This window comes from Rheinheimera hassiensis (assembly GCF_022436675.1).
GTDB classification, from domain to species: Bacteria; Pseudomonadota; Gammaproteobacteria; order Enterobacterales; family Alteromonadaceae; genus Alishewanella; species Alishewanella hassiensis.
On sequence record NZ_JAKUJZ010000003.1, the window covers coordinates 1 to 25,048 of the forward strand.

The window sequence follows — 25,048 nt, forward strand, 5'->3', positions numbered from 1 at the left end:
CGATAAATTTCATTTTTCGTGAAATCCATCATAAGTGCCCACACAGATGATTGATTGCTAATTGTTAAAGAGCGTGCTTTGAACTCTCAAAGCGGGAGGCGTATGTTACACTTCCCAGTTTTTAAGTCAAGCGTGACGAAGATTCTTTATCAACAAAAACTCTCGTCACACCCGACTTGTTTTCTCATTTCACCGCGTTAAACACCGCCGTGAAGCGAGGGCGCCATTTTAGTGATTTAAGCGGGTCTGTCAAGCGTCTTTTTGAAAGATTTTTGCGAACCGTTTTAACTCACCCGAGACACCCAAACTGCAGCACCCCGTGGCATGGCGCGCATTATAGGGCGTTTTTACATTGCTGCAAGCGGTTATTTGAGAATAACGATTCAACCGCTGCATAAATAAACAAAAAGCCTGATTTTACCGAACTATAGCTTTACGATTGTTATATTCAGCAACCATCTGCTGCATTTGCCCCTCATCGTATGGCATCAGATTGCTCAGGATCATCCGTTTTTCGCCTTTCCCTATCTGTTCGCCCTGCTCCGTTAGAGAAAACTCCAGTAATGCATTCCCGCGTTTGCCATCAACCATTAAAGAAGATTTCGTCAGGCTTAAATCGATGTTATGTTTTGGCAAACGACTAAAGCTCAATGCCATACTCTCATATATGACAAGTGGCCGTGTCGGGTTAATCATCACCTGATGTTGCTGCATCAGCGGTTGCAATATATGCGGGAAGTTTTGACCAGAGAATTTCACATAATCGCGGATCAGCGGTTCAATCACCGCCAGGTCATGCTGACACGCACCGCTGTGCTGCAGAGACAAATATACTTTCCCCTGACTATCACAAATGCTGATGAGATTATCCTGTTCTTTACATTGCAGCATGACATCAGCACCGACCATACCGGCAAATTGACAACTTAGTTGTTCAGTAATGCCATACCTGGTCAGTAAATATGAAAACAACAAGTCACCAGGGACACAAAAGCGCTTAGCATCTTCATCATGGATCGGATTGAAATCTGTCGCCACCTGCTTGGCAAACTCACACGCCTGTTTACGGCTAAAACTAAAACCTGCGCTACTCTGGTTAACATACTTTTCTAACAACATCGGTGGCTGACTCTCTTACAGTATAAGCAGGTTATTCTACTCAAATTTAATGGGGTAATGGTCCAGCCAGTACCGAAACAGCTGTGGCGGGGCCTCTGCGGCGCGAAACAAATATACCTCCAGCCGGCAACTTCTTCGCCTCTGCTTTTGCCGCTGTCGCTATCGCAGCCACATCATGATGACACAAACACAATGTGGGATCGGGTAATACTACTCCTATCGATAATGTCAGCAAAGGATAAAAGCAGATATCACCAGAACGGCTAACTGCACTAAGGCCCCCTGCCTCTAAGTGGCTCGCATCGTAATAATGTACGATGCGCTGATTAAAATCCTGCACTATCTGCTGGCAAGCAGTTCGCCAATTGTCACTGGTAAAGATAATAATGAAATCATCACCACCAACATGCCCGACAAAATTTCCGGCCCCCGCTACCACCTGGCAAATTATTTCACCCAGTAGCTGTAACACTAAATCCCCTCTGCTGTAGCCATATATATCGTTGTATGGCTTAAAATGATTTAAATCTGCATAGGCCAATGTAAAATTCCTGTGCTGGCTTAATAAGCGGTCTACTTCCTGATAAATCGGTACATTTCCTGGTAGTAAGGTTAATGGGTTGGCATAGCGCGCATGTTGTAACTTCCGTTCTGTAATTTTTTTCAGTAATAGCCGCACTGAGCCAATACCGGCATAACGCTGTGCTGAGGTAACAATAAAAAACCAGTTATTATCACCATCCTCATTATTAGTTACTAACTGACTGACATCGTCCAGGCTGGTGTGCTCATCCACCACTACCGGGCTTACTGCCATAAGGCGCTTTATCGGCTTTTTTTCATACAGTGCCCGGCCATATGGCATAGCAAACATTGCTAATAGCTGTGCCCGGCTTATCATTCCCACCGGGATGCCTGACTCAACAACAGCCAGACCAGCCCAATCAGGATTATTACTGAATAATTGCATAACTTCGCCCGCCGACACCGCACTTTCTACCGCAGGTAAAAACTGCACAATAGCGGATACTTTTTCCGCTGCCGCGGTGTAAGGTTGCTTCTGCTTGACCAGTAAATATCGTCCAGGCGGTGAAGACTCAATTTTTGCAGTTGGCCTTCCGAGCAAAAAACCCTGCCCATAATCAGCACCGAGCTCCTGGCAAAGTATTAATTCTTCTTGTGTTTCAATACCTTCTGCGACAATTTTTGAGCCTGTTGCATTTGCCAATGCCACGATATTTTGTACAAAAGCTCTTTTGGTCGGGTCGGTATGTAACTGGCTAATAAAGTAGCGGTCAATTTTAACAATATCCGGCTTTAGTTCAGACCACAGCTTCAAGCCGGAGAAACCGCTGCCTAGATCGTCAATAGCGATAGAAAAGCCAAGCTCACGGTAATGGTTTACGGCCTTTATTAATACACTTGGATCTTCAACCTGATATTGCTCTGAAATTTCAATCACAACCCGAGACGGATCAAGTTCGACCTGCTGTAGCAATCTGTTTGTCAGCCCGGAGGGATGATCTGATGCCAGTAATAGTAGTGGGTTGACGTTCAAAAACAGTAGGCCCGGCATTTTTGCTCTGGCGAACGCTTCAATACTTATCTGCCGGCACAGCATCTCAAGCTGTTCCAGCATTCCGCACATCAACGCCGCTTTAAATAACAATAAAGGAGAATGCAGCGGGCTGTTCGAGGGGCCTCTTATCAAGGCTTCATAACCCAGCACTTCTGTAGACGACAGATTGAAAATAGGCTGAAAAAGCGGGGTCAGTGCGCGCTGACGGATAAGGTGCGACAACTCAGTACAATAATTCGGGTTAATCGTCATAACTACAACCGATATAAGAAACTGCGGCAAAAGGTTAATACCACTGTATGACAACTGCATGACATGGCGTTGGTTTTATGACAGTAAAAAAACGGCTAAAACGCTTGCTTTTTACACAGCAAGCAAATACTGTATATCCATACACTGTATAAATAAACATGTAGGGATCGATATGTACAACCGTCCGGTTAACCAACAATTCTATAGTCATGCAGCAACCGCTTACGCCGATAGCCGCCTGCTGAAAATACATTCAGTAACCGATAGTGAAGCCACCGCAGCTAATGCATCGCATCACACTTTACTGCAGCTTATTCAGCAACATCAACATCAACAAGGATGGATTTTGTTAATAGCACCATCGCATATACCACACAAAGCATGGGCAGAGCAGCATCAATTATCTTTTCACAATGTTTTGGTTGTGCATCAGAAACAAATCAGAGATCTCAATGCGACTATCCAGCAAGCATTGGCATCATCGAGCTGTAAAGTCGTCATCAACTTTGCCCGGATGCTGGACCCGCAACAGCTTGACGGCTGTCGTAAACTGGCTGCCACGCATGACACCTGGTTTTATCAATGCGAACAGCTGCAACAGGAGCGCATTACCCATTAATGCATTTTAAATTCACACGACAAAGATGCTAAGATCTGGCCTTTCCAACAAACAGGTAAAGCAGATTAACATGCAGTGTTACTGTGGTTCAGCTAAAGAGTTCAGTTTATGTTGCCTGCCACTGATATCCGGACAGGCAAAAGCAGAACACTGTGAGCAATTAATGCGCTCACGCTATAGTGCTTATTGCCACCGTAATATCCATTACTTGCATCAGACTTACCATCCATCAAAACAGGCGGCAAATTCTCTTGCGTCACTCGCCGTTTTTGCCGATAGCAGCCATTTTATCAAACTGACTATTCTGTCTTCAGAGCAAACAGCTAGTGAAGGCTATGTTAGTTTCAGTGTCCGCTATATACAGCAAAGTACTTTGTACGAGTTTACCGAACGCTCCCGCTTTGTATACGATAAATCCTGGTATTACATTGACGGTATATTAGATGATAAAGCACCGGTAAAAATTGGCCGCAATGAGCTGTGCCCTTGTGGTGGCGCTAAAAAGTTTAAGCACTGTGTGGTGCACCGTCTATCGGGCAACTAACAGCTTTATTTAATAATTATGCAGCCTCAACGCCATGTATTTGCTGTAAGACTTCATAAAGATCAGCCGGGCTTGCCTGTGGCTTGTCTGGCGTTGTGCGCTGCAAACGTCTGCGGCTATGCAAACTCAAGTTTTGCCATACATCATCTGCTATTCGTTGTTTATTATCATAGCGGGCTAAAGGTGGCGGGTTAAGATAAGCAGCCAACTTTAACTGAGCTAAACTGCCCTGTGCAAAAGCCTCACTATGGCGCAGCATCTGCACTACATCGTCTTCTGTTTGTGCATAACTACGCGGTTGAGCAACACCAAGCTGTTGATACAGATTTGATGGTGCACTTTGCTGCAGGGCATCCGGAGTAAAAAACTGGGCAGACTCATCCACCGCCGGTGATAACAAGGCAAGGTACAAAGCAAAGTCTGTGCGCTGAGCACTTTGCAAAGCGCAATTTAGTTTTACATCAAGTTGCCATTCGTTAATTACCATCGACATTTTGTGCAGTTATACCGGTTTTATTTTACTCTTGCTGTATTTATCGGCAGTCAGACAAAAAAGTTTAGTAAATGCCTTTACATCAAAAGTCAGTTTGATAATATGCCGTCCACTCGTGGAGGGGTTCCCGAGTGGCCAAAGGGATCAGACTGTAAATCTGCCGGCACTGCCTTCGAAGGTTCGAATCCTTCCCCCTCCACCATTTTCCTGCTTTATCGCATCAAAACTTCATATCTCTTTATACTTCCATATTAATTCTCTTGCTAATCACCTTGTTATTTCCGACACTTAACTGAATTTAGCTTTAAGTTTAAGTGGTACTGATGAATAACAAGACGCTTGAGAATCAGCGAATATTAATCGTTGACGATCAACGGGCTTTTCAATTGATGTTTAAAGGTATCCTGTACTCTATGGGAGCAACTAATGTTGCATTTGCCCCTACTGGAGAACAGGCGCTGGCCAAGTGCGCTAATGTGAATTACGACATCCTGTTTGTTGATTACCACTTAGGCGTAGGGAAAAACGGCAAGCAGTTACTTGAAGATCTGCGTGAAAAAAAACTGCTTGGGCCGCACAGTATTTTTATGTTGGTTACCGGCGAAAACACCGTGCCCATGGTGATGAGCGCTGTAGAGTTAGAGCCTGATGACTATCTGGTAAAACCATTTTCACAAAATGTATTGCGCAGCAGAATTCAGCGGATAAAAAGAAAAAAAACGCAACTGGCAGGGGTTTATCAGGCTTTGTTTGATGAACAGGCAGAACATGTGGTAACGCTGTGCCGTCAAGAGATAGGCACCGAAGGCCGCTATCAGCAATTCTGTAAACGCGTACTGGTAGAAAACCTGATTAAGCTCAACCATCTTGATGAAGCCGAATATATATTACAGGAGGCGCTGTCACAGCGGCGCAGTGGCTGGGCGCTACTGTTGCAGGCTAAAGTGTACTATCGGCAGGACCGTTTTGAAGACAGTATGGTGTTGTGTCAGGAAGCTATCGAGAACAATCGCTATTTTGCCGAAGCTTATGATATTCAGGCACAGAATTATCGCGCCATGGGCGACATAGATAGTGCTTTTAGTAGCATTCAGGCAGCGGCGGAAATAGCGCCGTACAGTATGCAGCGTCAGTACCTTGTAATGGAGATAGCCCGCGATTTAAATAATATTCCCCAACAGGTTCTCGCCAGTAAGCAGCTATATGAGATCACCCGCCGCTCAATAAAACAAGATATTATCCATTTGCTTAACTATATTCGTACCGTTATTGAAGCCGCAGTAAGAGCCGACGAACCAGCAAGCCGTAACCGCTACCAGCAAGAAGTGTCGCTTGCTCTGCAAAGAGTTAAACGTGATGAAATGATGACCAGGGAAATCAACTTCGATTTATTTGAAGCCCTATGCCAGGCCCGGTTGGAATCATTAAACGGGGCCCAGTATCAGGCAAAAAAAACCTATGCGGCGGTATCTGAAGAACTACATGACCAACATCAGATTTTACCTGACGCGATCTTTTTGCTGAACCAGATTGGCGAGTATGAGCAAGCCGCAACACTACAAAAGCTTTTACCAGCAGAGCTGATGGCTAACCCGGTGCTGAATTCACTGTTCGGTGATCAACAACATTTTGTTGATCAGAAACAACTGCAGTTTGGTGAGTTAAATAAAGCCGGTATCAAAAGCTATAAAGAGGGTAATTTTACCGCTGCCGTCAGGCAATTTGAAGCCGCATTGGAAGTCGCACCAATGAACACCGGCAGTGCTTTAAATCTTATCCAGGCATCCATCCAGCTGTTAAACAGTCAACAACGACACAAATCAAGAGAGTTATTTGAGCGCTGCAAAAAAACATTCCGCGTTGTCGACAATATGCCATTACCAGAGCATCACCGCGTACGTTATAAAGAGCTTTTACAACAATTTGATAAATTACGCGATGAATTCAGGCGCTGATTATTGTGGCAAAATGTGTTGTGCCACGTCGTTAGCCAGCGCACTGGCTCCAATACGCATACCTGAGCTTGTGGCGATCCGACCCGTAATATCTTCATACAACTGCACCAGCTCAAGTGCCGGCGCAATACTGCGTACACCGCCTGAAGCTTTAAAGCCAACGGGCCGGTTTGCTGCCGCTATAACTGTAAGGATAATACGGGCCGCTTCAATAGTGACCCCAGTGGCGACTTTACCCGTTGAGGTTTTGACAAAATCAGCGCCCCCTTCTATTACCAGTTCAGTCGCTTTGGTAACTTGCTGAGCTGTAACCAGCTCACCGGATTCAATAATCACTTTTAAGCAAGTGTTGTCACAAGCCTGACGTATATCGTATAAAAAACTTTTAATTAAACCATGCTCGCCACGCAGCAGGGCTTTATAAGGCAATACACAATCAATTTCTGTTGCGCCTGCCATTTTGGCTTGCTGAATTTGCTCACATACGATATCCGCCGCTAAATCTGCGCCCGGAAAGTTAACCACTGTTGCAATCTCAGCCGGCAGTGCCCGCTGCGACCATTGTTGCAAAGGGGCTAAAAATTGAGGATACACACAGTAAGCTGCAGGCGTCAGTGCAGGTATGGTTTGCAGCCACTGGTTAAAACCCTGTTCTGTTTCATCATCTTGCAAACGGGTAATGTCTAATAATTTTGCCAGTTGTTGCAGGCGTAGCAGGTTTGTCATAGCTCAAGTCCAGTTACAAAGCAGCGATATCAGCTGTCTGTTCGTTATAGTCACACCACACTGTTGATGCCGCGGAGCTTAAACCAAATACATATAAAAATGCAAAACGCTGTCATGAAAAATAATTGAAAATAATTTTGAATCTTTTGCCAGGAGCCAGGTCCTATTTACCAGTAGTAGCTAAGTGATACTTTTTCTCTCCTGTTTCGATGTCCTAGTGTTTGCGCCGGTCTTGTACCGGCGCTTTTTTTATAACTCCAACAAATGCTGATTGTGTCTCAGCCAGGCTTTAGCGTCCTCCGCTTGCGGATAATACTCGTGTACTAATTGCCAAAAACGCGCCGAGTGATTCAGATGTTTAAGGTGAGCCAGCTCATGCACTACAACGTAATCCGCTACCCATTCCGGTGCCATCATCAAACGCCAGTTAAACCCCAACTCTGAGGTGCTTTTGCAGTAACCCCATTTTGTCCGCCAACTGCCAATCAATATATTGCCAGAGCGCACATTCATCTTGTTCTGCCAGTACAGTACCCGCTGTGTAAACCAGCTAAACGCTTGTTGTTGATACCATTTTTGTAACAACGTCAGCAGCACCTTTTGATAGCGTTGCGGTTGCACACGGGATGACACAATAATAGTAAGGTTATCTTTACTGTACAGCACTGCTGATTTTTCACCCCGCTGCCGGGTTAATGCCAGTGTTGTACCAAGCAGCGGCAATTGCTGCTCTGCCAACCATTGGGGCTTGGTTTGCAATTTAACTCGCTGCAGATGCTTTAATACCCACTGCTGCTTCTGTAGCACCAGAGCTTTGATCTCTGCCAGGCTGTAACCAAGTGGTGCACGTACTGTCAGCTGCCCCTGCTTAACCTGTAGTGCCACGCTACGTCTTCTTGAGCTGTAATGCACGGCATAGCTAAATTGCTCGGTTTCTATCATTAACGCTGACAATCTTTACTCCGTACCGGGTTTCTGACTTATGTCTATCACGCCGCCATTGTGCCACAGCATCGGATAAAGTGTTATTATCCTGCTACTTCGCCGCATTAAACAGATTAAGGGCCAATAACAATATGAAAATTATTTCCTTCAATATCAATGGAATTCGTGCAAGGTTGCATCAACTGCAGGCGCTTATCGACAAGCATCAGCCCGATATTATTGGCCTGCAGGAAATTAAAGTTCATGATGACGAATTTCCCATGGCCGATGTACAGGCGATGGGCTATCACGTTTATCACTTTGGTCAGAAAGGCCATTATGGTGTAGCCATTCTGAGTAAACAACCCGCTGTCAAAATGCAGTATGGCTTTCCTACTGACGAAACTGATGCTCAGCGCCGTATGTTGATTGGTAGCTTTACCCTTAATGACGGTACGCCTCTGACCGTACTGAATGGTTATTTTCCGCAAGGCGAAAATCGTGATCATCCGGTTAAATTCCCAGCAAAAACCAAGTTTTATGCCGATTTACAACGTTATCTTACCGAACACCATACCCCGGATGAGCATCTGGCCATTATTGGTGACATCAATATATCGCCAATTGACCTGGACATTGGTATAGGCGAAGCGAATGCAAAGCGTTGGTTGCGCGAAGGTAAAACCTCGTTCTTGCCTGAAGAGCGGGCCTGGTTGCAGCAGCTTAAAGACTGGGGCTTAATTGATACTTTCCGTGCGTTGCACCCGGAGACAGATGCACAGTACAGCTGGTTTGATTATCGCTCTAAAGGTTTTGATGATAACCGCGGCCTGCGTATTGATGTCGTTATGGCGACAGCCCCCCTGGCGCAGCGTTGCACTGAAAGTAGTATTGATTATGAATTGCGTGGCATAGAGCGGCCTTCAGATCACGCTCCGGTGTGGTCGGTATTTAGCGAAGAATAGCGGTAATATAAAGCAGTGGTTACAACCACTGCTTTATAAAAGTCTTGTCCAACTGCTGGTAGGCTTTTTTCAATAATGCCGCCAGATCTTTGTATCGCCCGGGCTGCGAAACGGGTGCCAGCTCTACTCCGTGCTTCTGCATTTGGTGCCGTACCTGCTGGTACCAGGATGCAATAGAAGGGGGTAACTGCGTTTCAGCACGCACGCCGAGCCAATACCAACCTTGCAAAGGCAGAGATACTAAAAACAGCATCATGGCCAAAATTTGTGGTAAAAACGCTGCCCCCAGATAACTGTATTGCACAGCCGCGCACAGTAACGCCAAGCCTGGCAAATATCGCCCTGTTAGCGACGTTAGTAAAATAACCTTGTTTTCAATAAACAGGCTATTAAGCTCAGCTCTGGCAGGCCATATCTTGCTGTACTCGCGCCCCGCGCGTAAGGTTGTATAAAGCGGATACTGCATTACCACCTCCTACTGAAAAGCAATATCTGAACGATAGCATAAAACCCGTGTATTTACCCCTGGCAATATCCCTGCAGTATTTTTGTTGTATAACAGCACGGATACAGCCATCACAAAATATGCACTTTACTCTGGTAAAACCGGCTTAATCATTTAAGGAAAACTAATATTTCAACCGGATTGACCCACTTTGCCATTACGAAACTGACTTTTTAGCAGCATTAGCGCGGCCTTTTGCTTAAACACAAACTAACAAAAAATATGCCATAATGTTTAGTTGTTTAGTTACATAAACTTAAGCAAGTTAAACAGTGTTACACACAAAGTTATCCACAAAATCTGTGGACAACACAACCCTATATAGCGCAACAAAACCACGGCTGTTGTCAGGTTATTTGCCAGCAAAAATGATGATTTCATGAAAAAATAATACTAAGTTCGTTAAAATGTCATATTTAGCGCATTCACCACTCTTACTATTTCGTTCTACGGTGCACGCAATGATACGAATTCATTGAGTAATCATGTTGGTTTGCATTAGGATAAGGCCACTGCCCTGTTTTAGGACCTCCGCTGTTGTTAAACTGGTTAACGCAATTAAGCGAGATGCAAGGTGTTGCGGTAAAAAGCCCCGCCTGCGGTATGCTATTACCCATGACTGCACACCCAGAGAGGCTGTATAACAGCGGCATTCTGCAGCAGGCGTTATGCATTAAGTTACAGCAGGGCACAGTGGTAGCGCCTTTTAACAGCCTTTACCAGTGCAGCCTGAACGGTCGGCGCAGGCTGAGTTTTAACCATAGCAGTGGCCTGACTCTGCAACTGGATTTACCCTCAAGCGTCATTGCTGGTTTGGGCCAGGGCATTGAGTATCAGGCAGATTCAGGCCAACAACTTAGCGCAGGTCAACCGGTATTAAAGCTAGACCCTTATTATCTGCAAGCTGAGCACGGTTGTTATGCAGCATTGATCGTTTTACCGCACCCTGCCATCGAGGCGATATTTTCTATGCAGCGTTATGTTACCGCAGCGACAGATACCGCCATAATTATTCAGTTAAAGAACAAGTAAAATATGACTACGCTATACGGCATCAAGAATTGCGACACCATCAAAAAAGCTCGTAGCTGGCTGGAACAGCAGCAAATTCCTTATCAATTTATTGACTATCGCGTTGATGGTTTAACAGCAAAGCAGTTGCAAACCTTCGCTGCACATTGCGGTTGGCAAAATCTGCTCAACACGCGGGGCACAACCTACCGTCAGTTACCTCAGAGTGATAAAGATGATCTAACAGAGCAAAAGGCACTGATGCTAATGCTCGCGCAACCGGCCATGATTAAACGCCCCTTACTGGTGCACAATGGCGAACATTATTTGGGCTTTAAACCTGCCGATTACCAACATATTTTTGGACTTAAAACATGACCGCCGTAAGCGCCGTAGTGGCATTAACACAAGACTTAATTTCGCGCCCGTCAGTTACACCGGACGATGCCGGTTGCCAGCAACTGATGGCAGCGCGTTTAGCCGCAGTGGGTTTTAATATTGAAGTTATGCATTTTGACGACACGTTAAACATGTGGGCCCGCCGTGGTAGCGGTAAACCGGTATTTTGTTTTGCCGGCCACACGGATGTGGTACCGACAGGGCCGGTTGAACAATGGCACACCCCGCCGTTTGAACCAACCATTATTGGCGACACGCTCTATGGCCGCGGCGCTGCAGATATGAAAGGCAGCCTGGCAGCGATGATAGTGGCCACCGAGCGGTTTTTGCAGCGCTATCCGACGCCGAGATTCGACTTAGCCTACCTGATTACCAGCGATGAAGAAGGCCCTTTTATCAACGGCACGAAAAGAGTGATAGAAACACTGGAAGCGCGTAACGAGAAAATAAGCTGGTGCATTGTTGGTGAGCCCTCCAGCAGCCAAAAAGCCGGTGATGTGGTAAAAAATGGCCGGCGCGGTTCATTAACGGGCCATCTTAGAATAAAAGGTATTCAGGGCCATGTTGCCTACCCTCAACTGGCAGACAACCCTGTACACAAAGCCGCCCCGGCATTAGCGGAGCTAGCAGCAGAGCAATGGGACAACGGTAATGCTTATTTTCCGGCAACCAGTTTTCAAATTGCCAATATTAATGCCGGCACCGGCGCGTCAAACGTGATCCCAGGTGAGCTAAAAGTCATGTTTAACTTTCGCTACAGCACCCAAAGCAGCGCAGAGCAATTACAACAACGTGTTATCGCACTGCTGGACAAACACGGTTTGAACTATGATCTGGACTGGACACTAAACGGCCTGCCATTTTTAACTGACAGCGGCAGCCTTGTGGCAGCCACCGTCAAAGCAATTTATCAGGTACAAGGCTTTGAAACCCGGCTTGAAACCACCGGAGGCACCTCAGACGGCCGCTTTATTGCCCCCACTGGCGCCCAGGTAGTTGAACTTGGTCCCTGCAATGCTACCATTCATAAAATTAATGAATGTGTGTCAGTAACCGATTTGGAGCAACTGGCCAAAATGTACGAGGCCGTGTTGGAACAGCTAGAATTGAGCCTATGACTAACTGCAGCGAAGACATTCTGACCGGCCTGAGCGAGCAGCACCTGCTAACGCGTTCAGACGGTTTTATGCTGCATAAAGCTGTTGCGCAGCCCTTTAGCGCATTATGTACAGCAGCGAAAGCCGCTGGCATTGAGATAAAAATTGTTTCTGCTTTTCGCTCTTACCAGCGCCAGGCTGCTATTTGGCAGGCAAAGTTAGCGGGTAACAGGCCTGTATACGATCAGGATGGGCAAGTAATTGATATCAGCAGCTTAAGTGGCAAAGCTAAACTCGATGCGGTACTGCTGTACTCTGCATTGCCCGGAGCCAGCCGCCATCACTGGGGCACAGAGCTTGATGTATATGATGCTGGCGCAGTGCCCCCAGATTACAAACCCCAACTTGAGCCGGCAGAATATGGTCCGGCTGGCCCATTTTACCGCTTACAGCAGTGGCTAAGCGCATATGCGGCTGAGTTTGGCTTTTTTCTGCCCTACCGCGAGTTTCAGGGAGGCGTTGCCGCCGAACCCTGGCACCTAAGCTACCAACCGCTGGCCAGCGCCTATCTGGCTAACTTTAATGCCGATATATTGCGTCAATGCCTGCTACAACATCCACTGGCGGAGCAGCAACTGGTGTTAACTCACCTCGACGCTATTTTCAACCGCTATGTCGCTAATATTTGCCTGGCAGAGCTATGAACTGGCCGCTGTTTTGGGCGTTGATCCTGGCCTTTGGCGTGGTTATCAGCAACCTTTTGCTGATAAAACACGCGGCAAAGTTAAAAATGCCCTCATCACCAAAACAGGCAGAGGGCAATAAAGATAACGTTACCAAGCAGCATAACACTACTCTGCGGAACCCTGTTCACGATCAAACGCCGAATAACCCTGAATAAAGCGCTGTAACTGATCGCGCAGGTTTGGTGGTGTGCCTTTAATCAAAATCGTATCGCTGTGTGGATCATACTGCACTCTGTCGCCAAGCAACTTCTGCTCGAAACTTAACGATAAGCCCGCCCCCTGCCCGGCAAATTTAATCAGCTTTTTCAGCTCCTTTACCTCAACCGGAAACTGCTCAGCCACCTCAAGCTGTTGCTCCTGGCAATAGCGCAAAAAGCCTTGCTGCTCCTGCTCATCAATCACAGCTGACAGCTCTGTTAACACTACATCCTGCCCGGCTTTGGCTCGCTCTTCGCAGTAGCTGAACACTTGTTTACGGGCATCCGTTTTTTCATTACTGTCAAACTCGGCAGCGCTAAAATACTCTTCTACCGAGGCCAACACCACTTTACTGTTCACCCGGGCATCTGTGCCTTCTTCACAGCCTAAAAAATCCAGAAAAAAATCAGCTACTTTACGCCCGGCCCGGCCACGGATAAAACTAATGTACTTGCCCTGCTCCGGTGAACTTTTATACTCGGTCAGATCGATCCGTGCCGCCAGTTGCATGCGGGCTATATCCAGATGGCGTGATGTTGCCAGCTCTAAATCATCACTTAATGAGAAGTGATCTTTACTACCTAACAAGCAATACAGCAGATAATCACTGGCCAGATAGCGGTAATGACAAATCAGCAAATAACCGCTTTCCGGCAACTGATGCGCCTGCAGTTGTTGCTCCAGTGCAGCGGTAGAGATATTAGCAAGCACGAGAAAGTCTGAGGTTTGCTTTTGCCAGTCATTCAATACTGTCATAACTTGCGGGTCTTTATCGGCGTTAAAAGCCGCATAGCCTTTGGCGGGTTTACCGTTGTACGCCAGATGTAACTGTTCAACCAAATGCGCTACCGCCGCCGTAGGTGTAACCAGAGATGGCCGGTAGTGCGCTTTACTCTGCGTTTGTTCATCCAGCTCAAGGTAATTTATCGCCAACTGCTGCACATCTACTGACATAATTTTTCCTGTTTAAAATGAATTCTGTTACTATTCTAACTGTTTAAACCACATGACTTGCGGATAATTCATGCCAATTGTATCAAAGTATTCCACCAGCCAGATTGAAAAACTGGTAAATCAGTTACTGGACGTACTGCATAACGAAAAAGCCACCACAGAACTCAGCCTGATGTGCCTGGGTAATGCCATTAGCCATGTTGTTAACAGCAGCGTACCGGCCGCTCAGCGCCAAACAGTTGTGGCACACTTTAATCAGGCATTAACCGATGCCGTAAATACTAAAGTGAACTAAGCGCTTATGGTGCTGGAAAATAATCTGTCACTGGTAAAAAAAGTAAACCGCCTGCTTAACTGGGGCCATTGGTTCAGTTTTTTTAATATTCTGTTGGCACTGGCTGTTACGTCCGCTTACTGGTTAGCCGAGCCTTCGCCGGTTTCCGTATTGGGTTGGTTGTATCTGCTGTTAAACTGGATTGGTCACACCGCTTTTTTATGCTTTATGTTTTTTATCCTGACTATTTTTCCGGTGTCGCTGGTATTCCCATATCAGCGCCATGTCCGCGGGCTGGCTGCTATATTGGCCACCACAGCGTTGGTCGTGCTGATTTTCGATGCCTATGTCTATGCCAGCCTTGGTTATCATATCGGAAGCGCCTCAATTGAGCAGGCTACAGAGCTGTTGCGCCAGCAAATTGTAACCAACTTACGTAATTTTGTCCTGATCGTACTGGCCGTTGGTACTTTGCTGCTGGCTGTTGAGCTGACCCTAAGCAACTACTGCTGGAAAAAAGTAGAACGTTTAAAGCAATCTGGTATTACGCGGCCGTTATTTACGCTTTTTATCGGCAGTTTTATGCTAAGCCATCTGCTACACATCTATGCAGATGCTAACCTGAAGTACGACGTCACCAAACAGGACAATGTACTGCCACTATCTTACCCGGCCACCGCAAAAACCTTTCTGGCCCGTTACCAACTGGTAGATTTAAACAACCGGGCTCTGGTTCAGTTGGATAAACTCAGCCTGCCAAATCAGTTTATCCATCAGGCGCTGGAATGCCGCGCGGATCATGCCGGTGCGTCAACCCTGTTGCTGGTTACCAGCAACTTTAGCGAACAGCTGAAAAACTCAGCTGTCAGCCAGGGCTTAAGGCCGCTGGAGCAGCATTTTGCGCCGCGCGCTGAAAATGAAGCTTTATTAAACTTACTGTATGGTAAGTTTATGATAGATAACCAAACAGAGCAGCAGTTGCTGGCAGAGCCGGGCTGGCTAGGTCAGCTTTCTTCCGCCAATATCAGCATCAACCGCAGCGCTGATACTGAAGTTGCAGGCCTGCCCTGGCTACAAAACGGCGTTTCCGGTCAGTTTGCTATTTTATTTGATGACGCTCCACAGCTGCGCTGGGAAGAATATCAGCAGTACAGCAATATCGTGCTGATGAACATTACCGGCGGCCACAATCAGTTTAATCTGGCGCCGGCTCAGGTCTGGTCAAACTGGGCTGCTTTGCGCCAGTTACAGCCGCACCAGGTAACCCAGCATCTGGACTGGCTACCTACCTTATTAGCCCAGGCTGGCTGCAGCGCTCATGGCAGCTGGCTGGGTGACAATCTGCTTAAACCACGCTCATTACCTAAACTTAATATCAGCGGTCAGGAAATTATCAGCTTTAAAAAAGATAAGATGGTAATACTGCGTGCCGATGGCAGTTACGGTGTCTGGTCTGCCGGTACACTGCTGCCGCTAAACGATAAACTTGATTTGCCGATGCTAATTGATGCGTTAAAACGGATCGAAACACCTGAGCATTAACTCTCCCCGTTTTAATGCACTGTTTGCGCAGGCCGCCTGGGTGGCCTGCCAGCCAGCTCTAACTCTGCCAGATGCAATATATTGGTTAATGCAATAGGTACTACCGGCTGAGAAAATCGCTCCAGATAAGCCACTTCAGCCTCTTTTAGCATCTGCTGACATAACTGGTCGTACATGCTAAAGCCGTCATAAGCTAAAGGTTCGTTCAATTCGGCCAGTTTTAATTCGCGCTGGCGGCGCATAAACCAATGCAATAGAAACTCAAACTGTTTTACCTCTAACCATTGTCGCCAGTCCATACCTATCTCCGGTAAGCTCGTTACAACATCATTGATAAAAGCGATTAGCTTAAATCAGTTTATTCACTTTAAACAATATTAAGAATCGCTATCATTTAACCTATAGCGATTACAGAGGATATCACCATGACTAAGACCATCACTTTTGCTGTTATGCATTTTACCATTGCTTTTGCCGTTACTTACCTGATCACTGGCAGCTTTGTGCTGGGTGGCCTGATCGCGGTAGTAGAGCCCGCTGTAAATACCGTCGGTTACTTCTTCCATGAAAAAATCTGGCAAAAACTGGGCAATACTGAACCGGCTGGTAAAAAAGTAGAGTGCATAAACTAACCTGCCTGCCGTTAGCAGCAATACATTAAACTATAGATTACCACTGAGTTTGTTGCTGTGGTGTCAGAAAGCTCCAGGCAAGAATACGGCTGACTTTTTGCCCCTGGCGCATCTCTATCACTTCAGATTGCACAGCGCCGACACTGCGTAGCAGTTTTTTCAGTATGCTCACATGCTTCTGCTGTGATACCAAAGTACTGAACCAGGATACCTGCTGTTTGAACAACTGGCTTTCAGTAATCATCTGGCTGATAAATTTAAGCTCTCCGCCGTCGCACCACAACTCATGCTGTTGCCCGGCAAAGTTGCGCTGATGCCCCTGACCGGCTTTACCAAGATTAGCCCATTTTCTGCTACTGGCTGCTTCCGCTTCTGCCAAAGATGCAAAAAACGGTGGATTGCACATTGTCAGATGAAACCGCTGGTCGCTTTTAATTACCCCACTGAAAATTGCCTTTGCCTCGTGCTGCTGCACAATATTAATATGCGATTTAAGCGCCGGATTAGCTGCAACAATAAGCGCTGCGGCCTTCACTGCTACTGCATCGATATCTGTACCATACACCTGCCAGCCGTAGCTCTGGCTGGCGATAACCGGATAAATGACATTGGCTCCGGTGCCAATATCAAGCAATTTAATTTGTTTGCCCTTTGGTAGTTCGTTATAGCTGCGCGCCAGTAAATCTGCCAGATAATGCACATAGTCGGCCCGGCCCGGAATAGGCGGGCACAAATAGCCTGGTGGTAACTGCCAGTACTTCACCTGATAATATTTTGCCAGTAACGCCTGATTAAGCAGCAACACAGCCTGGCTGTCAGTAAAGTCGATGGTGGGCTCTGCTGACGGATTCAACCGCACATAAGCTTCAAGTTGCGGTAAAGTTGCAATCAGCGCGGCAAAGTCGTAGCGCCCCTGATGAAGATTGCGTGGATGAAGTAACTGTTGTGACGACACTTTATGACAGAGCCTGTATCAGGAAAAATTACGCTAAGTTTATCATGCTATGGCTAATATGAAGCAGTGCTGCAAAAAAACCGCTACAATAGCCGCCATTGTAATCTGCCCGCTCAGGGCACACTTTTGGATACTGCATGCTGGCTCTTGGAAAAGTTAACCGTTTAACGGTAAAAAAACAGGTTAAATTTGGCTTTTATCTGGATGGTTTAAGCTGGGGTGAAATTCTGCTGCCCAATAATGTGGCGCCGGCGGGTCTGGAGATTGGCCAGCAACTGGATGTATTTTTATATCTGGACTCAGAAGATCAGCTGATTGCAACAACTGAACAACCGAAAATTAAAGTGGGTGAAGTGGCCCAGTTACAAGTTATTGCCACCACTAAAGTGGGCGCTTTTGTTAATTGGGGTCTGAAAAAAGATCTATTGGTGCCTTTCAGTGAGCAGCAAATTCCGCTAAAAGAAGGCAATAAATACCTGCTGTACTGTTATGTCGACAACAGTAACCGCATCGTTGCCTCCAGCAAACTCGACCGCCACTTACACAAAACCACGCCAGAGTATAATCCCGGTGATAAAGTCGACATTATTGTCAGTGAACAAACTGACATAGGCTATAAAGCTATCGTAAATTATCAGCACTGGGGCGTATTGTACAAAAATGAGGTATTTAAACCGCTGCGCCGGGGCGAAAAAATACAGGCTTTTATTGTTAAAGTACGCGACGATGGCAAAATTGACCTGCGTTTAAATGCCACTACTTATAAGCAAGCACTGGAACTTACAGAGCAGGTGCTGAAAAAACTGCAACAAAACGGTGGCAAGCTGGCATTAACAGATAAAAGTTCACCCGAGCTGATTTACGCTACCTTTGGCGTTAGCAAAAAAGCCTACAAGCAAGCTATTGGTACTTTATATAAAGATAAGAAAATTGTTATTCTGGAAGCAGGTATCATTCTGGTAAACAGTTAAAAGGGCCGTAAGGCCCTTTTAATCTGGTGGCATTATTCTCTGAAGCGCTTAAACTCATCTTCGGCTTCTTCGCGGGTCATGCCATAATGTTCCTGCATTTTGCCGCAGAACTTTTCAAAGCGGCCATTTACTTCTGACAGATCATCGTCAGTTAACTTGCCCCATTTTTCTTTAACAGAGCCTTTAACCTGACGCCATTTGCCTTCTGCAATATCACTATTCATAATTTGCTCCACTGTTAGTTAACTACTAAACACTGCAAATACGTTTTAATTACTCAGTCGCGTATTGCAGTAGCAACTTTAATAAAGCAAGGCATATACCACAAATAAAAATAGAAATAACACTATATTTTTCATAGTGTTATTTATAGCCAAGATCGAGTTGTTAAATTGTATTTAATAAACGTAAGTAGCTTTTACCGGTATCATTGCAACTTTTTCCGGAATATAAACCGTTAAGCACTGCGGTTTTGCGGTTTGGATAAAACCAAATGCACAGCGCTGGTGGCTCGCTCTCTAAAGCCGCCCTCACAGTAGCAAAGGTAAAAGTGCCATAGTCGGACAAAGTTATCGTCATACCCCAGCTGATGTACCTTATCGCGGGCGTGCATAAAATTATCGCACCAGTCTCTTAACGTACGGGCGTAATCAAAACCAATATCCTGCAGATGGCGTACAACCAGATCAGTTTTACGGCCAATAGCATCTGTCATCCGGCTGACCGAAGGTAAACAGCCACCGGGAAACACATAACGTTTAATAAAATCTACCTCACGCACGTATTGGCTGTAGCGTTGATCAACGATAGTAATAGCCTGTAACACCATTAAACCGTCTGGTTTAAGCAGGCTGGCGCATTTTTCAAAATAAGTATCCAGATAGTCTTCGCCCACCGCTTCTATCATTTCTATCGACACTAACTTGTCATACTGGCCTGTAAGATCGCGGTAATCATTCAGCAACAGGGTTATTTGCTGCTGCAGCCCCAACACCTCAATACGGGCCTTGGCGTAGTCGTACTGCTGCTGTGATATGGTAGTAGTGGTAACTTTGCAGCCATAGTGCTGCGCAGCAAATATCGCCATACTGCCCCAGCCAGTGCCTATTTCAATCAGGTGATCGTCCGGCTTTAACTGTAACTTTTCACAGATCATTTGCAGTTTATGCTGCTGTGCCTGCGCCAAATCGGCTGCAGCATCAGGATAAACAGCGCTGGAATACATCATGCTACTGTCTAAAAACAGCTGATACATGTCGTTACCCAGATCATAATGTGCCGCGATATTTTTTCTGGCTTGCTGTTTTGAATTACGGTTACGCCAGTTCAGTAGTTTCAACAGCGGACGGCCTAAGCGGGTTATTGCTGAATCCAGCTTATCCAAAGTGGCAAGGTTAAGAGCAAAAATACGTACCAAAGCCGTTAAGTTGTCACAGCGCCACCAACCGTAAATATAAGCTTCACCACCGCCAACTGAGCCGGCCATCACCATTTTCTGGTAAAAACCCGGATCCACAACGGTAATAACTGTTTTTAATTCGGCGTGTTCATCACCAAAGCGCAAGCGCTGGTTGCCTTCTACAACGGTAATATCGCCATGTTTTAGCTGGCTGATAAAGTCCAGTGCAAATTTGCGGCATAAGCGGTCAAACCAGCTCAGATTATCAAACACTGAAGCTTCAGTAAGGCTCATGGTCATGCATTTGTATCCTTCGTCTTGGGGTGGGCATGCACTGGTACCCTTTTAAAATACAGTTTAACGGCATGCCAGTATATTCGTAGTACTACCTGTACGTTTTGCCATGGCTGGCGGATCAGCCATTTTCGCCGCCAGGCAGCGCTGAGCTCATGCCGGGTTAACGTGATCCAGGCACTGAAAATTTGTTTCCCGGCCTCAGTATTGCGAATGCTGCAATGTAAATGCTGAGCCGGAGTGCTGATTTGCCAATGGTATTGCATATTCATTGGATGAAATGGAGATACGTGAAACGCTTTCTCGTGCACAAAATGATGCAACCCGGCATCCAAAGTGTGCAGCGGCATGGTCTGCAAATAATAATGCCGTTCATTCCAGGGCGTATTGGTTACTTCGGCCAACAAATAGCAAAAATGATCCTGTTCATCATAGCAGTAGTAAAGTGTTAACGGGCTGAAATACAGCCCCCAGTTAGCCAGTGGCGTCAATATATACACTTTTGCCGGAGTAGTGGTGCCGCCAAGCTCAGCGACTTTGCTACATACGGCGCTGTATACACTGCCGCTGCCTGGAAGATAATCCTTGCGCCGAAAACTCAGCGCGCCAAAGCGTTCAAACGCAACACCACAGGCTTGCAAGGAAGTTTTATCCAGCATGCTGCAATCAAGCCAGTAATGCGCCAGCGGGTAGCTAAAGCCATACTCGCGCGGGGATACGCGCAAATGCCCTACTTCGCCCTGATATACCGCATGGCCAGAGTGCATTAATAATCCACACCTAATAACGCAGCAACCTCTACCGCGCTTCTGGCACCGTCTTCATGAAAGCCGTTATGCCAGTATGCACCGCAATAATAGGTATGATTATGACCGCTGATTTTATGCCGCTGCTGCTGTGCGGCCAGAGTGTAATGGTTGTATACCGGATGATCGTACTGGAAAACACGGATGATTTTAGCCGGGTCAATAGCCTGAGTATTATTCAGCGTGACACAAAATGTGACCGGTGCACTTATCCCTTGCAGTAAATTCATGTTGTAGGTAAGGGTAGCGCGATCATTTACATTAGCATCCAGATTATAATTCCAGGCAGCCCAGGCCCGCTCCCGTTTGGGTAGTAAGCGGGTGTCAGTATGCAGCACCACTTCGTTCTGCTGGTAAGCTATACCACCTAGCACAGCGCGTTCTTCCTCTGTTGCGCTATCACCCAGCAACCGTAGCGCCTGGTCGCTGTGGCAGGCAAGTATCAACTTGTCGTAGTGCTCAGTGCGCCCATCAGCAAAGCTTAATGTTACGCCGTGTTCACCGCGCGAAACAGCACTAATCTGCTGTTGTAGTTTTACTTTTTCGTGCCCCAGTTTTGCCAGTAGAGCCTGCACATAGCTTCTGGAACCACCTTTTATTACCGACCACTGCGGCCTGTCAGTAATATTTAGCAAACCATGATTATTAAAAAACCGCAGAAAAAAACGCACCGGAAAGGCCGGCATATCCGCCAGGCCAGCCGACCAGATGGCAGCGCCCATCGGCATTAAGTAGTTATCACGAATGCCATTACCAAAATCATGTTTCAGTAAAAAATCACCCAGGGCCAGATCCAGATCGGCATCATTAGCCGCCAACAAGCGCTTACCCAACTTATTAAAGCGCATAATGTCACTAAGCATTAGCCAGAACGATGGCCGTAACACATTGCGGCGCTGGGCAAATAAACTGGCCAGGGTGTTGCCGTTGTATTCCAGATCCTGCGCGCTGTTTTTTACTGAAAAGCTCATTGTGGTGTGCTCAAAATCTACACCCAGCTCAGCAATAAAACGGTTAAATATTGGGTAAGTCCAGTTATTGAACACAATAAAACCGGTATCAATAGCATACGACTTACCCGCAACTTCAACGTCTGTTGTTGCTGTGTGACCACCCAGGTAATCGTTCGCTTCCAGTACCGTCACATCATGCTTTTGCTGCAACAGATACCACGCCATCATGCCCGAAATACCACCACCCACTACCGCTATGCGCATACTGCTCCCTTATACCACTCTATCTTTTGGCTAAATTACTGCCCGTTGGCCATACGTTGTTTTACTTTAGTGGTTAACCAGCCAATAACCGGTAAGTGCCGGTATACCATTTCGCTTAAATCGTAGTAATCTCGGTGATAAACAATCAGCCCGTCCTGCCAGCGCAATACACTGCAACCGTGTACTATTATGGTTTTACCTTTACCAATTGCCGGGTGGCTAAACTGCATTTGCCAGCTGAGAAACCCATGCTCACCCTGCTCCATTTGCTGTAAGCCAGTAAATTCGCAGTGCTGCAAACGGGCGTAGGCATGATCAAAATACTCTGTCAGCGCGCTGCGGCCATGTAGCTCATGTACCGGGTCAATAAAGTTGACGTCAGCATGATACAACTGCTGCAATTTCTGCATATTCTGGCTGGACAAACCATTATAAAACGCCAGAAATTGTTCAAAGCGTGGAGCTGCTGCAGTATTCATGCTTTTTTCTTTACCTCTGCAAAAAGCGCTAATGTGTGTTTACGTGCTGCACCGTGATCAACAACCGGCGCCGGATAATCGTTAGTAATCCCAGCCCCATGTGGCCAATGTACAGCTTTACCTTGCAGCTTACTTAGCTGTGGCACATAGAAACGGATAAAGTCACCCTTTGGATCAAACTTTTCACTCTGGCTGACCGGATTAAAAATACGAAAATAAGGCGCAGCATCGGTACCGGTAGATGCGGCCCATTGCCAGCCGCCATTATTCGCCGCAAAGTCACCGTCAATCAGCTTTGACATAAAGTATCGCTCGCCCCAGCGCCAGTCGATGTGTAGATCTTTTACCAGAAAGCTGGCGGTGATCATGCGCAGGCGGTTATGCATCCAGCCGGTTTGGTTTAACTGGCGCATCGCCGCATCAACAATCGGATACCCGGTCATACCATCACACCAGGCTTTAAACAGCGAAGGGTTATTACTCCAGCGAATAGCGGCGGTTTCAGCCTGAAATGGCTGATGTTTTATTAAATCGGGATAAGCCTGCAAAATGTGTTTATAAAACTCACGCCAGATAAGCTCAGACAACCAGACTTCCGCACCGCTTTTATCCTGCTGCCAGCTGTCGGCGGCTTCCAGTTGCAAACGTGCTACGCACTGCGCCGCAGAAACAACACCTGTTGCCAGATAAGCCGACAGTTTGGATGTGCCTTCTATGGCTGGAAAATCGCGGGCTGTTTGATAGTCTTGCACTTTCTCGCGGCAAAAGGCTCGCATTAGCTGCAATACGTCACTCTCTGCTACCGGCCACTCTGCAGAGCTGTTATCGCCGGCTTTTAACGGCGGAAAATCCGGCAACTTAAGCTCAACTTGCACCACTGGTTTAGGCCGGGCGTAACAGTTGACGCCTTGCTGCTTTAACTGCGCCAGCCAGCTACGCTTAAACGGGGTAAACACCTTGTAGATATCACCCTGCTGAGTACGCACAGAGCCCGGAGGCATAATGCACTGCGTGTCAAAGCGGATAAATTGGCCATTTAACGCTAGTACAGCTTGCTCAACCGCGGCATCACGCTGCTGCTCGCGCAGTTCATATTCACTTTGCCCAAATACTTTTAATAAAAAATGCTGCCCCAGCTGATTAAACACAGCGGGTATTTGCTGGTAACTGCTGCCTTCTAAGGCTAATAAAGGGATATTAAGCGTTGCCAGCTCTTGTTGTAGTTGCTTAACCCGCCGGCGAATAAGATCCTGCTTAATTGGCGCCATATCATGTAATTGCCAGGTTTTCGGCGTGGCAATATACAAAGCAATAACCCCGGCACCGGTTCTGGCGGCATCTTCGGTTGCACTGCTAAGCACTGCATTATCAAAACTACGTAAATCGTTGCGTAACCACACCACATTTAACTGCTGCATATCAGGCCCTCAGCCCAAGGTTTTCCGGATAAGGTGAAAAGTAGCGCTGGGCGCTGATATAAGCATTAGGGTATTGCTTTAAATGATGCTGCAACAAAGTCAGTGGTGCCATTAGCGGCACAAAGCCCTGGCGGTAGCGATGGATTAGCTCAGACAGCTCTTGCTTTGCTGCTGCCGTTAAACCATGTTTTAAAAAGCCCTGCAAATGCTGCAGCACATTGGTATGTTGCTTACGGGTAGCGATATTTTTCAATGCCTGCATTAAATCCTGCAGATAACGCTGTTGTAATTCCTGCGCTGAAAATAGTTTAGCCTGGGCAACCAGCCGGCCTAATTCGCGGTATGCCACCGGGCTATGCGCCATAACAAGAAATTTATAACGGCTGTGAAAGGCGACCAGCTTACCGGCAGAAAAACCGTCTTGCATACTCTGCTGATAGTCGTAGCAGCTAAATACGCGGCAGATAAAATTTTCTTTTAGTGCCGCATCAAATAAACGGCCATCTTCTTCTACCGGCAACCAGGGATAGTGCTGCATCAGTTGGCGGGTATAAAGGCCTACACCCAGCTTGCCAAGCTGCTGGCCTGCAGCATCAAATAACCTTACCCGCTCCATGCCACAACTGGGTGATTTGGCACAGACGATATAACCACAAAGATCTGCTAACTCAGGCAGCTTTTTCGCGGTAAAGTCCAGCATGGCTGCGGTATGATCAATGGTACTATTATCACTTTGCACCAGATGAACATTGTGGCCGTCGTCTAATTGCAGCCTTATTGCCGGACGCGGGGAGCCCATGCCAATAGCCATTTCCGGGCATATTGCTACATATTCAACTAAAGGTGCCAGTTGCTGTAAACAAAAAGCCGATGCTTTATGTCCGCCATCGTAGCGTACTTTATCACCCAGCACGCAGGCACTGATCCCTACTTTTATCGTCATAATATTACCGTTTAATTCAAGCCAATATTAAT

29 protein-coding genes and 1 tRNA gene are annotated in these 25,048 nt (G+C 46.6%); 14 read left to right on the forward strand and 16 right to left on the reverse strand.

What is annotated here, in order from left to right; all coding sequences use genetic code 11:
- Positions 1 to 417: 417 nt before the first annotated feature.
- Positions 418 to 1,119, reverse strand: coding sequence for a DUF3581 family protein (locus MJX74_RS05800; protein ID WP_240221616.1), 702 nt, complete (start codon positions 1,117 to 1,119; stop codon positions 418 to 420).
- A gap of 46 nt (positions 1,120 to 1,165) precedes the next feature.
- The gene (locus MJX74_RS05805; RefSeq protein WP_240221618.1) at positions 1,166 to 2,950 is read right to left on the reverse strand and encodes a GGDEF domain-containing protein; all 1,785 of its coding nucleotides are present in this window, start codon (positions 2,948 to 2,950) and stop codon (positions 1,166 to 1,168) included.
- Between the two features lie 172 nt (positions 2,951 to 3,122).
- Here MJX74_RS05805 and MJX74_RS05810 point away from each other — a divergent pair, with 172 nt between their 5' ends.
- On the forward strand, positions 3,123 to 3,569 hold the full coding sequence (locus tag MJX74_RS05810) for a SulA-like leucine-rich domain-containing protein (RefSeq protein WP_240221620.1): 447 nt from the start codon (positions 3,123 to 3,125) through the stop codon (positions 3,567 to 3,569).
- A gap of 70 nt (positions 3,570 to 3,639) precedes the next feature.
- Complete coding sequence (locus MJX74_RS05815) at positions 3,640 to 4,113, forward strand: YchJ family protein (protein WP_240221622.1); 474 nt, start codon at positions 3,640 to 3,642, stop codon at positions 4,111 to 4,113.
- 16 nt (positions 4,114 to 4,129) lie between these two features.
- Here the strand turns inward: MJX74_RS05815 and MJX74_RS05820 are convergent, their stop codons facing one another.
- The gene (locus MJX74_RS05820; RefSeq protein ID WP_240221623.1) at positions 4,130 to 4,606 is read right to left on the reverse strand and encodes a VC2046/SO_2500 family protein; all 477 of its coding nucleotides are present in this window, start codon (positions 4,604 to 4,606) and stop codon (positions 4,130 to 4,132) included.
- A 117-nt stretch (positions 4,607 to 4,723) separates the two neighbouring features.
- On the opposite strand from MJX74_RS05820, the gene MJX74_RS05825 reads away from it, so the two are divergent.
- Together MJX74_RS05825 and MJX74_RS05830 are read left to right on the forward strand one after the other, a co-directional pair.
- Positions 4,724 to 4,808, forward strand: a tRNA-Tyr gene (locus MJX74_RS05825).
- 121 nt (positions 4,809 to 4,929) lie between these two features.
- Positions 4,930 to 6,561 carry a response regulator gene (locus MJX74_RS05830; RefSeq protein WP_240221624.1) on the forward strand — a complete coding sequence of 544 codons (1,632 nt, stop codon included), beginning with the start codon at positions 4,930 to 4,932 and terminating at the stop codon, positions 6,559 to 6,561.
- Here the strand turns inward: MJX74_RS05830 and deoC are convergent, their stop codons facing one another.
- Positions 6,562 to 7,287: a deoxyribose-phosphate aldolase gene (gene deoC, locus MJX74_RS05835; RefSeq protein ID WP_240221625.1), complete on the reverse strand. Its 726-nt coding sequence runs from the start codon at positions 7,285 to 7,287 to the stop codon at positions 6,562 to 6,564.
- A gap of 249 nt (positions 7,288 to 7,536) precedes the next feature.
- A complete protein-coding gene (locus tag MJX74_RS05840) occupies positions 7,537 to 8,241 on the reverse strand; it encodes a M48 family metallopeptidase (protein WP_240221626.1) in 705 nt (234 codons plus the stop codon).
- 122 nt (positions 8,242 to 8,363) lie between these two features.
- Here MJX74_RS05840 and xthA point away from each other — a divergent pair, with 122 nt between their 5' ends.
- Positions 8,364 to 9,176: an exodeoxyribonuclease III gene (gene xthA, locus MJX74_RS05845; RefSeq protein ID WP_240221627.1), complete on the forward strand. Its 813-nt coding sequence runs from the start codon at positions 8,364 to 8,366 to the stop codon at positions 9,174 to 9,176.
- Between the two features lie 19 nt (positions 9,177 to 9,195).
- On the opposite strand, the gene yfbV is transcribed toward xthA, so the two are convergent.
- The gene (yfbV, locus tag MJX74_RS05850; RefSeq protein WP_240221628.1) at positions 9,196 to 9,642 is read right to left on the reverse strand and encodes a terminus macrodomain insulation protein YfbV; all 447 of its coding nucleotides are present in this window, start codon (positions 9,640 to 9,642) and stop codon (positions 9,196 to 9,198) included.
- A gap of 576 nt (positions 9,643 to 10,218) precedes the next feature.
- On the opposite strand from yfbV, the gene MJX74_RS05855 reads away from it, so the two are divergent.
- The 5 genes from MJX74_RS05855 to MJX74_RS21915 are packed head-to-tail and all read left to right on the forward strand — an operon-like array spanning position 10,219 to position 13,089.
- Complete coding sequence (locus MJX74_RS05855) at positions 10,219 to 10,713, forward strand: PTS glucose transporter subunit IIA (protein ID WP_240221630.1); 495 nt, start codon at positions 10,219 to 10,221, stop codon at positions 10,711 to 10,713.
- Positions 10,714 to 10,716: 3 nt separating this feature from the next.
- On the forward strand, positions 10,717 to 11,070 hold the full coding sequence (locus MJX74_RS05860; protein ID WP_240221632.1) for an ArsC family reductase: 354 nt from the start codon (positions 10,717 to 10,719) through the stop codon (positions 11,068 to 11,070).
- Entirely contained in the window at positions 11,067 to 12,209 is a 1,143-nt protein-coding gene (gene dapE / locus MJX74_RS05865; RefSeq protein ID WP_240221634.1) for a succinyl-diaminopimelate desuccinylase, read from the forward strand. Before MJX74_RS05860 ends, dapE begins: the two co-directional genes overlap by 4 nt.
- On the forward strand, positions 12,206 to 12,892 hold the full coding sequence (locus MJX74_RS05870) for a M15 family metallopeptidase (protein WP_240221636.1): 687 nt from the start codon (positions 12,206 to 12,208) through the stop codon (positions 12,890 to 12,892). The genes dapE and MJX74_RS05870 overlap by 4 nt, the downstream gene beginning before the upstream one ends.
- On the forward strand, positions 12,889 to 13,089 hold the full coding sequence (locus MJX74_RS21915) for a DUF2897 family protein (protein ID WP_420851383.1): 201 nt from the start codon (positions 12,889 to 12,891) through the stop codon (positions 13,087 to 13,089). The genes MJX74_RS05870 and MJX74_RS21915 overlap by 4 nt, the downstream gene beginning before the upstream one ends.
- Here the strand turns inward: MJX74_RS21915 and yejK are convergent.
- The gene (yejK, locus tag MJX74_RS05875) at positions 13,040 to 14,086 is read right to left on the reverse strand and encodes a nucleoid-associated protein YejK (RefSeq protein WP_240221639.1); all 1,047 of its coding nucleotides are present in this window, start codon (positions 14,084 to 14,086) and stop codon (positions 13,040 to 13,042) included. The two genes, MJX74_RS21915 and yejK, sit on opposite strands and share 50 nt — an antisense overlap.
- Before the next feature lie 70 nt (positions 14,087 to 14,156).
- Between yejK and MJX74_RS05880 the strand changes: the two genes are divergently transcribed.
- A complete protein-coding gene (locus tag MJX74_RS05880) occupies positions 14,157 to 14,381 on the forward strand; it encodes a YejL family protein (protein ID WP_240221641.1) in 225 nt (74 codons plus the stop codon).
- A gap of 6 nt (positions 14,382 to 14,387) precedes the next feature.
- On the forward strand, positions 14,388 to 15,902 hold the full coding sequence (locus MJX74_RS05885) for a DUF3413 domain-containing protein (RefSeq protein WP_240221643.1): 1,515 nt from the start codon (positions 14,388 to 14,390) through the stop codon (positions 15,900 to 15,902).
- An 11-nt stretch (positions 15,903 to 15,913) separates the two neighbouring features.
- On the opposite strand, the gene MJX74_RS05890 is transcribed toward MJX74_RS05885, so the two are convergent.
- Entirely contained in the window at positions 15,914 to 16,201 is a 288-nt protein-coding gene (locus MJX74_RS05890) for a hypothetical protein (RefSeq protein WP_240221645.1), read from the reverse strand.
- Positions 16,202 to 16,327: 126 nt separating this feature from the next.
- Between MJX74_RS05890 and MJX74_RS05895 the strand changes: the two genes are divergently transcribed.
- Positions 16,328 to 16,534 carry a DUF2061 domain-containing protein gene (locus MJX74_RS05895; RefSeq protein WP_240221647.1) on the forward strand — a complete coding sequence of 69 codons (207 nt, stop codon included), beginning with the start codon at positions 16,328 to 16,330 and terminating at the stop codon, positions 16,532 to 16,534.
- A gap of 37 nt (positions 16,535 to 16,571) precedes the next feature.
- Here the strand turns inward: MJX74_RS05895 and rlmF are convergent, their stop codons facing one another.
- Positions 16,572 to 17,489 carry a 23S rRNA (adenine(1618)-N(6))-methyltransferase RlmF gene (rlmF, locus tag MJX74_RS05900; protein ID WP_240221649.1) on the reverse strand — a complete coding sequence of 306 codons (918 nt, stop codon included), beginning with the start codon at positions 17,487 to 17,489 and terminating at the stop codon, positions 16,572 to 16,574.
- A gap of 137 nt (positions 17,490 to 17,626) precedes the next feature.
- Here rlmF and MJX74_RS05905 point away from each other — a divergent pair, with 137 nt between their 5' ends.
- Positions 17,627 to 18,460 carry a CvfB family protein gene (locus MJX74_RS05905; protein WP_240221651.1) on the forward strand — a complete coding sequence of 278 codons (834 nt, stop codon included), beginning with the start codon at positions 17,627 to 17,629 and terminating at the stop codon, positions 18,458 to 18,460.
- A 32-nt stretch (positions 18,461 to 18,492) separates the two neighbouring features.
- Here MJX74_RS05905 and MJX74_RS05910 read toward each other — a convergent pair whose 3' ends face one another.
- The 7 genes from MJX74_RS05910 to MJX74_RS05940 all read right to left on the reverse strand — a co-directional run bounded on the left by MJX74_RS05910 (position 18,493) and on the right by MJX74_RS05940 (position 25,016).
- The gene (locus MJX74_RS05910; protein ID WP_240221653.1) at positions 18,493 to 18,684 is read right to left on the reverse strand and encodes a CsbD family protein; all 192 of its coding nucleotides are present in this window, start codon (positions 18,682 to 18,684) and stop codon (positions 18,493 to 18,495) included.
- A gap of 233 nt (positions 18,685 to 18,917) precedes the next feature.
- Positions 18,918 to 20,159, reverse strand: a complete 1,242-nt coding sequence (locus MJX74_RS05915; protein WP_240221655.1) for an SAM-dependent methyltransferase — start codon at positions 20,157 to 20,159, stop codon at positions 18,918 to 18,920.
- Positions 20,156 to 20,920, reverse strand: a complete 765-nt coding sequence (locus MJX74_RS05920; protein ID WP_240221657.1) for a DUF1365 domain-containing protein — start codon at positions 20,918 to 20,920, stop codon at positions 20,156 to 20,158. Before MJX74_RS05920 ends, MJX74_RS05915 begins: the two co-directional genes overlap by 4 nt.
- Complete coding sequence (locus MJX74_RS05925; RefSeq protein WP_240221659.1) at positions 20,920 to 22,176, reverse strand: NAD(P)/FAD-dependent oxidoreductase; 1,257 nt, start codon at positions 22,174 to 22,176, stop codon at positions 20,920 to 20,922. The genes MJX74_RS05920 and MJX74_RS05925 overlap by 1 nt, the downstream gene beginning before the upstream one ends.
- Before the next feature lie 35 nt (positions 22,177 to 22,211).
- The gene (locus MJX74_RS05930; protein ID WP_240221661.1) at positions 22,212 to 22,655 is read right to left on the reverse strand and encodes a nuclear transport factor 2 family protein; all 444 of its coding nucleotides are present in this window, start codon (positions 22,653 to 22,655) and stop codon (positions 22,212 to 22,214) included.
- Entirely contained in the window at positions 22,652 to 24,073 is a 1,422-nt protein-coding gene (gene phrB, locus MJX74_RS05935; protein WP_240221663.1) for a deoxyribodipyrimidine photo-lyase, read from the reverse strand. Before phrB ends, MJX74_RS05930 begins: the two co-directional genes overlap by 4 nt.
- A gap of 1 nt (position 24,074) precedes the next feature.
- On the reverse strand, positions 24,075 to 25,016 hold the full coding sequence (locus MJX74_RS05940; protein ID WP_240221665.1) for a YbgA family protein: 942 nt from the start codon (positions 25,014 to 25,016) through the stop codon (positions 24,075 to 24,077).
- Positions 25,017 to 25,048 lie beyond the last annotated feature (32 nt).